Source organism: Roseomonas indoligenes, assembly GCF_017813365.1.
Taxonomy (GTDB): domain Bacteria; phylum Pseudomonadota; class Alphaproteobacteria; order Acetobacterales; family Acetobacteraceae; genus Roseomonas; species Roseomonas indoligenes.
In genome coordinates this window covers 158,479-171,459 of sequence record NZ_JAGIZA010000002.1, presented here as the reverse complement: position 1 = coordinate 171,459, position 12,981 = coordinate 158,479, and the positions used below count along the sequence as shown (strand labels likewise).

General features: G+C 74.8%; 4 protein-coding genes. All 4 read left to right on the top strand.

All coding sequences use genetic code 11. The features are described 5' to 3' along the window. Nucleotides 1-3: 3 nt before the first annotated feature. The gene (locus tag J5Y10_RS03160) at nucleotides 4-6,825 is read left to right on the top strand and encodes a two-partner secretion domain-containing protein (RefSeq protein ID WP_209370623.1); all 6,822 of its coding nucleotides are present in this window, start codon (nucleotides 4-6) and stop codon (nucleotides 6,823-6,825) included. A gap of 2 nt (nucleotides 6,826-6,827) precedes the next feature. Continuing rightward, entirely contained in the window at nucleotides 6,828-9,785 is a 2,958-nt protein-coding gene (locus J5Y10_RS03155) for a CHAT domain-containing protein (RefSeq protein WP_209370620.1), read from the top strand. Between the two features lie 15 nt (nucleotides 9,786-9,800). Then, nucleotides 9,801-10,580 carry a hypothetical protein gene (locus tag J5Y10_RS03150; protein WP_209370612.1) on the top strand — a complete coding sequence of 260 codons (780 nt, stop codon included), beginning with the start codon at nucleotides 9,801-9,803 and terminating at the stop codon, nucleotides 10,578-10,580. 93 nt (nucleotides 10,581-10,673) lie between these two features. Further along, on the top strand, nucleotides 10,674-12,863 hold the full coding sequence (locus J5Y10_RS27705; protein ID WP_342452822.1) for a serine/threonine-protein kinase: 2,190 nt from the start codon (nucleotides 10,674-10,676) through the stop codon (nucleotides 12,861-12,863). The last annotated feature ends 118 nt before the right edge of the window (nucleotides 12,864-12,981 follow it).

The following is a 12,981-nucleotide window of genomic DNA, read 5'->3' as shown; positions in this document are numbered from 1 at the left end:
CGCATGAACGGGAACCTGGCATTCCGGGCGGCGCTGCTCTGCGGCACCGCCCTCGTTCTCCCGGTGGTGGCGCTCGCGCAGGCCCCGAATGCCCGGCCACAGGGCGGGCAGGTGGTGGCGGGCGGCGCGACCATCGCGCAGGACGCGTCGCGCACCAGCGTGGTGCAGTCCACGGACCGGGCGGCGGTGGACTGGCGCTCCTTCGACATCGGGCGCGACCACACCGTCCAGTTCCAGCAGCCTTCCTCCTCCTCCCTCACCCTCAACCGCGTGACCGGGCCGGATCCCTCGCAGATCGCGGGGCGGATCACCGCGAACGGGCAGGTGGCGATCGTCAACCAGTCCGGCGTGGTGTTCCACCAGGGCGCGCAGGTGGACGCGGCAGGGCTTGTCGTCTCCACCGCCAACATCACGAACCAAGCCCTGATGCAGGGCGGGCGGCTGAACTTCGACCAGCCCGGGCGGCCGGGCGCGCGGATCGAGAACAACGGCAGCATCACCGTTCGGGAGGCCGGGCTCGCCGCCCTCGTCGCGCCGCAGGTGGCCAATCGCGGCAGCATCACCGCCCGCATGGGCCGTGTCGCCCTCGGCGGCGCCGAGACCGCCACGGTGGACCTGCACGGCGACGGGCTGATGTCGCTCGAGGTTACCTCCCCCGTGCGGCAGCGCCCCGCGAACGGTGAGGCGCTGGTGAGCAACACCGGGCGCATCACCGCGACCGGCGGCACCGTTGTCCTCACCGCCCAGGCGGTGGACGGCATCGTGCAGGATCTCGTGCGCGCGGGCGGCACGATCTCGGCCGATACGGATGCTGCCACGGGCCGCACCGGCCGCGTGGTCGTCGCCGGCACCGGCGGCGCGGTGCGGATCGAAGGCGCGGTGACCGCCACCGGCACCGCCGCGAACACCACCGGCGGCACGGTGCAGGTGGCGGGCGACCGCACATGGGTCGCGCCCGGCGCGCGGGTGGATGCGTCCGGTCGCGCGGGCGGCGGCACGATCCAGGTCGGCACCAACGGGCGCAGCGCCGCGGCCACACGGGTGTCCCGACGCACCGGCATTGCCGCCGGCGCGACCCTGCGCGCGGATTCGACCGAGCGCGGCAGCGGCGGCACCGTGATCGTGAATTCCACCGACTACACCGCGCATGGCGGCGAGATCTCCGCGCGCGGCGGGCCGAAGGGCGGCGATGGCGGCTTCGTGGAGGTCTCCGGCGGCAAGGGCCTGGATATCGCCGGCACGGTGAACGTGAACGCGGGCCTCGGCGGGCTGGCCGGCACATTTCTGATCGACCCGACGAACCTGACGGTCGTCGCCAATGGCGACACGCGCGCCAACGTCGATGCGGCGACTTACGGGGATGGCGTTCTCTCGGCCAACGAGCCGCCCGCCGGCGACGCCTTCATCACCGCGGGCGCCGTGAACGGCGTGGGCGGCAGGCTGCGCCTGGAAGCGACGAACAGCCTGACGGTGGACGCGGCCGTCGACAAGCCGACGGGCGATCTCGAACTCATCGTCCAGAACGCCACTGTCGGTCCGTCCCAGACCCTCACGGTGAACCAGCCGCTGAATCTCGGCGCCGGTGCGCTCACCCTCGGCGCTCCGACGATCCGGATCAACAACCTGGTCCAGGTCGCCGCTGGGCAGACCATCACCCTGGACCTGCCCGGCTTCACCACCGGCGCGCCGGTCGGGACCGTGACGCAGGCCGGCGCCGGCCGCTTCGTGGGCGGAACCCTGCAGCAGACCGACGTCAGCGACAAGCTCGGCGCCTTCCGCAGCTTCGCGATGGACGGCGACAACCGCCTGTCTAACCTCGGGCTGCTCTCCGCCCGGGATGGCGGGATCACGCTGCGGAACCTCGGCCCGCTGACCGTGACCGGCAACCTCTTCGCCACGGCCGACACGCTTCGGCTGGACGTGACCGGCGACCTCCAGGTCAACACCCGCATCGAATCGACCGGCCCGGCGCTTCTCGCCCGGGCAACGGGCAACATCACCCAGGCGACCGGCAGCGTGATCCGTGCGCCGGGCGTCAACCTCTACGCCTCCTACGACTTCGCAACGGGCGCGGAGAACCTGGCGGGATCGGGCGGCATCTTCCTGAACGGCAACCTCTCCGCGGGCGACGCGACGATGCCGGGCGCCCTCGATCTCGCGGCCGGCACGGCGGGCATCGTGCAGGGCGGCGGCTTCATCGGCGCCGGCACCCTGACGCTCCGCTCGGGCGGGAACGCCCTCCTCGACTTCGCCGGCGCCAGCAGCACGCCGAGCGTGCAGGTCAACACGCTCGGCCCCTCGTCCGCGGCAGGCAGCATCAGGCTGTTCAGCCGGGCGCTCACCTTCGGCGGGCTACGCCTCGCCGGCGACATCGCGGTCGGCGACACCCTTTCCCTGTCCCAGTACAGCGAGAACATCACCCAGGTCTCCGGTTCCATCGTCGCGCCCAACCTCCGGGCGGTTGCGCCCAGCAGCGTGACCATCGACGGCACCACCAACCGGATCGCCGCGCTCACCGAGGCCTCCGGCCTCTCGGTCGATATCCGCACCCAAGGCAATCTCCGGGTCGTCGGGCCGGTCTCCACGAACAGTTCCACCGCCACCCTTACCGCGGACGGGGACATGGACGTCCTCGGCTCCGTCACCGCGGCGTCGAATGTCGCCCTGCGGGCCGGCGGGGACATCCGGCTCGCGGCCGGCAGCGTGGTCCAGTCGAACGGCGCCTCCACGGTCACGATCCTCGCGGCCTTCGATACGACGCTGGGCGGAAGCGATCTCACCCGCGCCGCCTCGATCACCATGGCGGGAACGGTCGGCAACCCGGCCCGGCCCGGCCAAGTCCGGCTCGGCGCCGGCACGGGCGGCATCACCCAGGCCGGCGGGCGGCTCGTCGCCTCGGACCTCGTTACCCGCAGCGGCGGCACCAGCGCCCTCAACGGCGCAGCGGCGGGCACGCCGAACCAGGTGGCGGTGCTCAGCGGGCTGGCCGGCAACGTGAGCCTCGACAACGGCGCCTCCGACCTCGTGATCGGCTCCGGCGCCGGCCAGTCGCTCGCCGGCGGCTCTTTCGTGGAGATCCGCGCCGGCAACGTCGGGCTCTTCCCGGGCGCGGATCTCTCCGCCTCGGACCGGATCTCCTTCCAGGTAAGCGGGCTGAGCCTGCAGCCCTTTTCGGGCACCCCGGCCAGCATCTCCGCCCCGCTGGTGGATATCGCGCCGCGCACGGCCGGGAGCGTCGCCGTCGGCACCGCCGCGGGTCCGGAACCGCTCTCCCTCGCCCCCGACCTGCTGGCGAGCATCTCCGCCAGCGTCCTGCGGATTGGCCAGGCCGAGTTCAACGGGTCCATTCCCACCACCGCCCAGGACATCCGCTTCGCCACGGCCTTCAGCTTCCCCGGCGCACTTTCCCTGAGCGCCACCGGCAACGTGACGCAGGAAGCGGCGGCGAACCTGACCATCGGCGCCCTCAGCAGCCTCGTCGACGGGCGGCTGATCCTGACGAACGCCGGCAACAGCATCCCCGTGCTGTCCGGCAACCTGGCCCGTACCAGCTACGCGCTGCGCACCTCGGGCGACCTCGATATCGGCTTTCTCCAGAGCCCCGAGGTCGCACTGACCGCCGTGAACGTGACCCAGGGCCCCACGGGCTACGTCCGCGGCGGCACCCTCTCCCTCCAGGCCACGGGCTCGGTGGACCTGGGCGGCGCGAACGCCATCACCGGGCTGCTCTCCTCGAACGTCGCCGGTACACTGCGGCTGGACAACACCAGCCCGCTCCTCACGGTGCCCGCGAACGCGCTCGTCCAGGCCGGCGGCGGCATCGCGGTGAATCAGGCCGGCGGCGGCCTGCAGGTGGGGGGCATCGTCAGTTCCTCCGCCGGCTCCATCGGCCTGACAACAACGGGCGACATGACGGTGTCCGGAACGGTCACCGGTGGCGGCACTGTCGGCCTGCGGGCGGGGGGCGACATCGCGCTTCAGGCCGGCAGCACGGTGGCCAGCTATACCACGCCATCCAGCGTCTCCGTGCTCGCGGGCTATGACCCGTCGACCGGCACCACGAACACCGCCGGCGCCAGCTCGCTTACCCTGGCAGGCCAGTTGGGCGACGACTCCCTGACCGGCGCCGTGGAGATCGGCGCGGGCACCGGCGGCATCCTGCAGACGGGCGGGCAGGTTCTCACGGACAGCCTCTCCGTCCTCTCGGGCGGCGATGCGCGGATCATCGGCGCAACGGTGCCGAACGAGATCACGGGCCTGGCCGCGAGCAGCGTGGCCGGCACCTTCCTGCTGGATACGGGCACCGACATCACGACGATCGGCACCGTCGCTGCGGGCAGCCTCGGCGTGACCTCGTCGCGCGGGATCACGGTCGGAAGCTTCCTCGACAGTACCGGTGCCGTCTCGCTCTCCGCCGGTGGCGGCATTCTGGAGACGGGTGTCGGCCGGATCTCGGCCACCAGCCTTGCCGTGCAGACGACCGGCGGCGGGGCGGACCTGCGCGGCGCCAACACCGTGGACGCCCTCGGGTCCTCCAGCGTTGCCGGCGCTCTACGGCTGAACAACACCTCCGCGCTCCTCACGGTGCCGGCCGGCGGCGCCGTCCAGGCCGGGGTAGACGTCGAGATCAGCCAGGTCGGCGCAGCGCGGGTCGCGGGTACGATCACCTCCACCGCGGGCGCGGTTCAGGTGACGGCCGCGGACAGTCTCACCGTGCCGGGCACCGTCACCGCCACCAGCGGCGACGTGGCGCTGCGCGCGGGTGGCGATCTCGCGCTGGAAGCAGGGGGCACCGTCCTCTCGGGCGGCACCGCTTCGGTCCTGGCGGGCTACGATCCCGTATCCGGCACGACGGACCTCACGCGGGCGTCCAGGCTGACCCTGGCCGGCACGCTCGGCGACGCGACGCTGACCGACCTCGTCCGCCTCAGCGCGGGCACAGGCGGGATCACGCAGACCGGTGGACGGATTGCGGCCGCCAGCCTTGCCGCGACTTCCGGAGGCGATGCACTCCTCGACGGCGCCTCTACACCCAACAGCGTCTCGACACTCGGCGCCACCAGCGTGGCAGGCACCTTCCTGCTAGACAACGGCAATACGGACCTCCTCACCAGCGGCGACGTCACAGCCACCCGCATCGGCCTGCGCACCGGCGGCACGATCACGGTGCGCAGCAACCTGTCGGCGACGCAGTCCATCAGCTTCCTCGCCAACGGCCTCAGCGTCCCGGCGCCGACCACCACGGGATCCGTGTTCATCCCCGGCGGCACCGTCACCGCGCCGCTGGTGGAGGCCGCACCGCGCGACAACCGGGCCTTCATCCTCGGCAGCACGGCCGTGCAGGCCGGTGCGCTGAACGTGAACCCCACCACGGTCTCACGCATCACGGCGGACACGCTCCGCCTCGGCGCCGCAAGCCTGCGCGGCACGCCCGTGACGACCGCGGCGAACATCCGCTTCGCCGGAAGTCTCGCCGCATCGAACGCGCTGATCCTGCAGAGCCTCGGCGGCATCACGCAGGATGCCGGCACCACCCTCTCGGCCGCCACCCTCTCCGGCAGCGCCGGCGGCACGGCGACGCTCGCCAATGCCGGCAACGCGCTGCCCGTGCTCGGCGACTTCACTGCCGGCACGGCCCTTAACCTCGGCACCGACGGCGCCCTGGCCATCACCGGCGCGGTGCAATCGCCGGCGGTCCGCCTGGTGGCGAGCGGCACGATCACCGAGAGCGGCGCGGGCCGTATCGGCGGCGGCAGCCTCGCCCTCCAGACCCCCGGCGCGGCCACTCTGCTGGGCGCGAACACTCTCACGGCGCTCACGGCCTCCAGTACCGGCGGCGACCTTCGGCTCGCCAATTCGGGCGCGCTGCTCACCGTCCCGGCTGGCAATCTCGTCCAGGCCGGCGGCGCGCTGGAGATCGCGCAGGCCGGCGACCTCACCGTGGACGGCACCGTCTCCGGCTCCAGCACGAGCCTCTCCAGCCCCTCCGGCAGCATCCGGGTGAACGGCAACTCCGCCATCGCCCGCACGGGCGACCTCGCCATCGCGGCCGACAGCTTCGCCCTTGCCGGCCTGCTGCAGGCGGCCGGCGAGATCCGCGTCACGGCGGGCACGCTGGCGACCCTGGCGGGCCGGGCCGCGGCGCCGACGCTCAGCATTGCCGGGCCGCGCGTCACCTTCGGCGGGCTGGACGCTCGTGGCGCCGCCGTCGGCCTGTCGCTCGGGACGGGCGGGACGGCCGAGGGCGCGATCGACGCGGGCGCCCTCACCGTTGCCGGCGGCGCCGGGGCGAACCTGACGGGCACGATCGCCGGCATCACCGGCGGACCCGCCGCCGCCGCCGGGCGGCGCGCCACCGCGACCGGCACCCCGCTCGCGGAGCCGCTGCCGAACGCGAACGGTTATCTGTTCAACGCCTGCGCGATCGGCGTCGCCTCCTGCGCGGCCCTGCCGCCTTCCCCGCCGCCGCCTTCGCCGCCGCCGCCCTCCCCTCCGCCTCCGTCGCCTCCACCGCCCTCTCCTCCACCCCCGTCGCCTCCGCCGCCGTCACCACCGCCTTCACCCCCGCCCCCCTCTCCGCCCCCGGGCGGCAACGTCCCCCCGGCCAGCCCACCGCCGCCAACCACCCCGGTCACGGATATCCCGGTGGGCTCGACCCTGGTGGACAGCCCCCTCACCGTGCTTCGCCGCGTCGATCCCGCCGAGGATCTGACGGCGATCCAGCGCCTGAGGCCGCCGACGCCGAACATCACCATCCGCATCGGCCGCGACCCCTCCGAGGAGGGCAGCCTCGCGCCCCCCAACATCCGCCGCGAGGATTACTGACCATGCGGCCCGCCACCGCCCGCCCGCCGCTCCGCGCCCTCCTGCTGGCGCCTGCCCTCGTTCTGGGCGCCTGCACCGCGCCGCCGCCCTCGGCCTATGTCCCCTCCTCCTCGGCCAGCACCGGCGCCGTCTCCCTCGGCCGCAACGCGGCGGGGGAGGAGTGCCGGATGGCCGCCACGGGGGGTGGCGCCGATGTCTGGTGCGGCGAGTGGAGCAGTCCCAGCGCCCGGCTGCGCGAGGTTCCCGCCTCCCCCCCGCTCCAGGCGGCCGAGGCGGCCCGCGCCGGCGCTTCCGCGCGGCTGGACTGCGCCGCGCCGCGCGGCAGCGCCGTGCTCGGCGACATGCCCGCGGCCTTGGCGGATTGCCGCCGCCGCGCGGGCGGCTGGCCGGGCTTCATCCTCGCCGCCACCTCCGGCAGCCGCAGCTGGGTGGCGGAGGGCGTTCTGCCCGGCTACGCGGCGGCGGAGCAGGCGCTGGGCGTCCTCAGCGGCCGCGTCCCGGCCGATGCCGCGCCGCCCTCCTCCGCCGCCCTCGACGCCATGGCCGCCCGCCTGGCGAGGGAGGCCTTCTCCAGCGGCGACATCGGCCGCTACGAGGGGCTGATGGCCGTAGGCCGCGACGCCAACCAGGCCGAGCGCTTCGTGGCGGCGGAAACCGCCTACCGCGCCGCCCTGGCCCTGCAGGAGCGCGCCCTGGGCCCGAACTCCCCTGACCGCTTCCAGCCGATGGTCCTGCTGGCCATCCAGCTCTCCAACCAGGGTCGCTTCCCGGAGGCGGAGGCGCTGTTCACCCGCGCCGCCCCCCTCGTGCCCCGCGCCGCGGACCCGCTCGCCGGGGCGGTGCTCGCCCATTACCGCGGCCTGCACGAGGCCAATCGCGGCCGCACGGAGCCTGCCCTCGCGCTACTCTCCGGAAGCTACGACACCTATTCCCGCGTCGCGCCGCCTGAGGCCCGGTCCGGCGCCCGGTCCGGCGCCCGGCTGGGGGCTGCCTCATCGCTCGTCGTGGATCCCATGGCGGCGCGCGCCCTCATCGGCATGGTGGAGACGCGGCGCAACGCCGCTTCCGTGCTCCGCGCCGCCGGCCGCAACGCGGAGGCCGAGCGGGCCTCGGAGGACGCCGCGCGCCTGGCCGCCGCCGCGGGCAACCCGGTGGGGGAGGACGTGATCCAGGCCCGCCTCGCCCGCACCGGCGGCGCGGTGGAGGTGGCGGCCGGCGACAGCGCGGGGGCGGATGCCAGCTTCGGCCGCGCCTCCCTGCGCTTCGCGCGCGGCGTGCCGCGCTCCCGCCCGCTGGCGGACACGCTGCTGCTGCGGGCCGCCAATGCATCATCCAGCGCCGCCGCCGGGTTCTGCCGCGAGGCGGTGGCCATCCTGCGGACCCTGCGGGAGGGCACGTCGAGCGAGCGCATCGCCCCCTGCATCGACGCCCTGGCCGCCCCCGGCACGCAGGAGGCGCTCTCGGAAGCCTTCGAGGCCGCGCAGGTCGCCCAGGGCGGCGTCACCGCCACCCAGATCGCCACCGCCGCCGCCCGGCTGACGGCCGGCGCCCGCAATCCCGCCGTGGCCGATGCGCTGCGCCGGCGCGAGGCCGCGGACCGCGCCCTGACGATCAGCTACCGCGAGCGCGACGCCGCCGTGGAGGGCGGGCGCACGGACCTGGCCGCCCTGAACGCCCGCATCGCAGAAGCTGAATCGACCGCCGCGGAGGCCGACGGCGCCGCCCAGGCGGCCGCGCCCGGCTACGCGCAACTCGTCCAGTCCGTCGCCTCCGCGCGGGAAGTCCTCGCCGCCCTCGCCCCCGGCGAGGCGCTGGTGGCGACCACCCTGCCCGAGACGCGCCGCGGCTGGACCTTCGTGCTGCTGGACAGCGCCATCACCGCGACGCGCGTGGGGGCGGACAGCCGGACGGTGGACGCCCTCGTCGGCCGCGTGCGGGCGAGCGTGGAGGCGGGCGACGGCAAGAAGCCCTTCGCGGCGGGCGACGCCCACGCGCTCTACGCCGCGGTGCTCGGCGGCTCGGCGCCCGTGCTGGAGCGCGCGACCGCCCTCGTCGCCGCGCCGGAGGGATCGCTGCTCTCCATCCCCTACGGCATTTTCGTCACGGCCCCGCCGCCGCGCGCGGACTCGCAGGAGGGCGCGGCCTTCCTGCTGGCGAAGATGCCGATCTCGCACGTGCCGGCACCGGCCAGCCTCGTCTCGCTCCGCCGCGCCGGGCGCTCGGGCGCACCCCGGCCGTGGTTCGGCTTCGGCGACCCGCGGCCGGTCCCGGCCTCCTTCGCCGCACGCTCCTTCCCGGCCGCCCCGGAATGCGGGCGCGGCCTCGCCTCCCTGTCGCGCCTGCCCGCCACGGCCCTGGAACTGGCCGCCGCCGCCCAGGTCTCGGGCGCATCGCCGGGCGATCGGCGGATGGGGGGCGAGTTCACGGCCGCCGCCGTGCGCGGGGTGCGGCTGCGCGACTACCGCGTGCTGCACTTCGCCACCCATGGCGTCCTGCCCTCCGACCTCGCCTGCCTGACGGAGCCTGCCATCGTCGCCTCCGCGGCGGCGAACGGGCCGGATGCCACGCAGGCGTTGCTCACCTCCGGCGTGGTGCTGGACCTGGACCTGGACGCCGACCTCGTCGTGCTCTCCGCCTGCAACTCCGGCGGGGGCGCGGCGGCGGGGGAAAGCCTCTCCACCCTCGCCCGCGCCTTCTTCTTCTCCGGCGCGCGCGGGCTGATGGTGACGCACTGGTACGTCAACGACGTGGCCGCTGCGCGCGTGGCCGCCTTCACCCTGCAGAACATCCGCGAGGGGGCGGCGCCGGCGGATGCGCTGCGCAAGGCGCAGCTGGACCTCATGCGCGTGCCCGGCGCCTCGCATCCCGGCCTCTGGGCTCCCTTCGCTCTCATCGGGCCCGGCCCCGGACCCGGCGCGCCGGTGCGCTCCGCCGCGGCCACGCCCGGCACGGCGGGCTGAGGCACCGCCCGCGGCATGACGGAAACCGGGCCGGCGCCCCTGTTCCTCGAGCACCGCCCGGCCCCGCCCTGGGTCCTGCCCGGGGCGCCGGTCTTCCGCTCGGAGATCCTCTGCACCGGGCTGATGGCAGCCCTGCCCTGCTACGGCGGGATGCTGACGACCGCAACGCTCCGCGGGCTGCTGGAGACGCAGCGCTCCCTTCACGCCCTCGGCCTGCCCTTCGCCTGCGCCACGGTGGAGAACGAGAGTCTCATCCCGCGTGCCCGCAATGCCCTCGTCGCCCGTTTCCTCGCCTCCACGGCCTCCCACCTGCTCTTCATCGACGCCGATATCGGCTTCGGGGCGGACGCCGTGCTGCGCCTGCTCGGGCACGGGCGGGAGGTGATCGGTGGCCTCTACCGCAGCAAGCGCCTGGACCGGGAGGAGTGGGTGGCCGGCTTCGCGCCCGGGGCCGACGGCCTGGTGCGGAGCGAGCCCGCGACCGGCGCGGTGGAGGTGGCGACCATCGGCACCGGCTTCCTGCTGATCCGGCGCGAGGTGCTGACGCGCATGGCCGAGGCCCTGCCCGGGACGCGCCACGCCACGGACGAAGGCATCCTCCACGCCCTGTTCGACACGGCGATCGAGCCCGGCACCGAATCCTCGCCCGGCCGCTATCTCAGCGAGGACTACCTGTTCTGCGCCCGCTGGCGCGGCCTGGGCGGCACCCTCTGGTGCGACCCGGCCATCCGGCTGGAGCACCGGGGAAACCTCGGCCTGGCGGGCGACCCCAGCTCCCTCTTCGCGCTGCCATGACGGGCCGAAGGGCACCGAAACCCGCCATGGGAGGGTGGTGCAGGGCGCACCCCGGCCTGTAGCATGGCGGAACGACAGGGAGAGGGGCGCCCGGTGTCACAGGCCTTGCCGCACGGCTTCGGCGATTGGACCGGCGACCAGAAATACGAACTGCGCGGCACGCTCGGCGCCGGCGCCATGGGCGTGGTGCTGGACGGGTTCGACCGGCAGATCGAGCGCCGTGTCGCGATCAAGGTGGTCCGCAAGCCCGCCCCCGACGACGCGGAGGCCGTGGAAGCGGCAGGCCGCTTCAAGCGCGAGGCCCAGGCGGCCGGCCGGCTCTCCCATCCCGGCATCGTCGGCGTCTACGACTACGGCGAGAACGACAGCACGGCCTGGATCGTCATGGAGATGGTCCATGGCGGCACGCTGAAGGCCCTGCTGGACCGGGAGGAGCGCCTGCCCCTGCGCGAGACCGCGCGCATCATGGGCCAGGTGCTGGCCGCGCTCGCCTACGCGCATGGCCGCGGCGTGATCCACCGAGACATCAAGCCCGCCAACGTCATGCTGACGGAGGAGGGCGACGCCAAGCTCGCGGATTTTGGCATCGCGCGGATCGAGAACTCGGCGATGACCCAGGTGGGCACGCTCATGGGCACGCCGAGCTACATGGCGCCGGAACAGCTGCGCGGCGACGCGCTGGACGCCCGCGCCGACATCTGGGCGGCGGGCGTGATGCTCTACCAGCTGCTCACCGGGAAGAAGCCCTTCACCGGCGATATCACCGCGCTGATCCACAACGTACTGAACACGGAGCCGCCGCCCCCCTCGGCCCGCCTCCCCTCCCTGCCGCCCGCGCTGGACGCGGTGGTGGCGCGGGCGCTCGCCAAGCGCACGGAGGACCGCTGGCCCGACGCGCGCGCCTTCGCCGCCGCGCTTGAGGCAGCCGCCGCGGCGCCCGCCGTCGCCAGGGAGGAGCCTGAGGACGCCACGTGCGTGGTCACGCCGCCCCGCGTCATCGCATCCTCCTCGCCACCGGCCGCATCGCCGGCCCGGTCCGGCCGCCCCGCCTGGCTGCTTCCGGCCGCCGGCCTCGGGGCACTGGCCGCCCTCGGCGCCGGCGCCCTCCTGCTGATCCCGCGAGGTGAAGCGCCCAGCCCGCCCCTGGTGACCGCCCAGGCCCCCTCCACCAGCCCCGCAGCCCAGCCGCCCGCCGTCCAGACAGCGCCCGTCGCCCCGGCCCCGCAGCCCCCCCAGTCGCCGGCGGAGGTGGCGCCGATCCCACCCGCCCAGGTTCCGCCCACCCAGGCTCCAACGGCAGCCCCGTTCCGCGAGCCGACGGCGGTCCCGCAAGCCCCGGCGGTGCAGCAGCCCTCCACCCCGGCACGGCCCCCGACATCACCGCCCGTCGCGCAGCCCGATCCGGCCCCACTCCCGCCCGCGCTGCCGGCCCAGGCCCCTGGCCCGTCGGCTTCCCAACCCGAGCCTGAGATCCCGGCAATACGGCCCAGCCCCACGTCACCGGGGCCGGACCCGTCGCGTCCGGCCCAGCCTCAGTCCGTGCCCGAGAATCCTCCCGCTGCTCCGGCGCCGCAGGCCCCGCCACCCGCTGCAGCGCCGCCCGGCGCCCAGGCCGCGCTCCTCCCGGTCCCACGCCCGGACTGGCGGGCCATTTCCGCCGCTGCCGTGGCCGCAGCCCCCTGCGGCCTCCTCTCGGCAAGGATCGAGGAGAACGGCTTCCGCCTGGGCGGCGTGCTGCCCCGCGCGGAGGCCGACGCCGTGCGGCAGGCAATCACCCGCCGGAACCTCCCCTCCGGCGCGGCGCGGCTGGACCTCGGCACCTTCGACGGTCCCTTCTGTCCCCTGGTCAATGCCCTTCGTCCCGTCCTCGCCACCCCCGGCGAGGGACCCGAGGTGGCGCTGGACGGGGCGCGGCCGCTCCGCAAGGGCCAGCTGCTCCGCTTTGCCGTCACGCTGCCCGCCTGGGCCACGCATCTTCACGTCGCCTACGCGACCTCGGACGGCGCGGTGGCGCGGCTGGAGCCGGGCACGGCGGGGGCGCCGGGCGCCCGGATACGCCTGGGCGATCCGCGCCCGGGCTTCCCGGGCTGGCGGATCGACGAGCCCTACGGCACCGACCTGCTGCTCGTCGTCGCGTCGGAGGACCCGCTCTTCGCGCCGGGTGCCCCGGCCGTGGAGGACCTGGCCGCCTATGCCCGCGGCTTTGCCGCCGCGGTCCAGATCGCTCGCGCGACCGGGCGCCGCATCGCCCTGGTTCCCGTTCCCGTGGACACGGCGCCCTGACCGGCGGCCCTGAATCCGCACCTCCGACACCTGCCAGGGGCATTGCACGCTGAACGCGGCGGGAGCAAACCGTTGCGGAACGGTTGGGCGTCCGGTGTAGGCTCCCTCCTCCCGGCCC

What these genes read in the sequence shown, in the direction of transcription:
- J5Y10_RS03155 (WP_209370620.1), top strand. Translation starts at nt 6,828, where the DNA reads ATGCGGCCCGCCACCGCCCGCCCGCCGCTCCGCGCCCTCCTGCTGGCG.
- J5Y10_RS03160 (WP_209370623.1), top strand. Translation starts at nt 4, where the DNA reads ATGAACGGGAACCTGGCATTCCGGGCGGCGCTGCTCTGCGGCACCGCC.
- J5Y10_RS03150 (WP_209370612.1), top strand. Translation starts at nt 9,801, where the DNA reads ATGACGGAAACCGGGCCGGCGCCCCTGTTCCTCGAGCACCGCCCGGCC.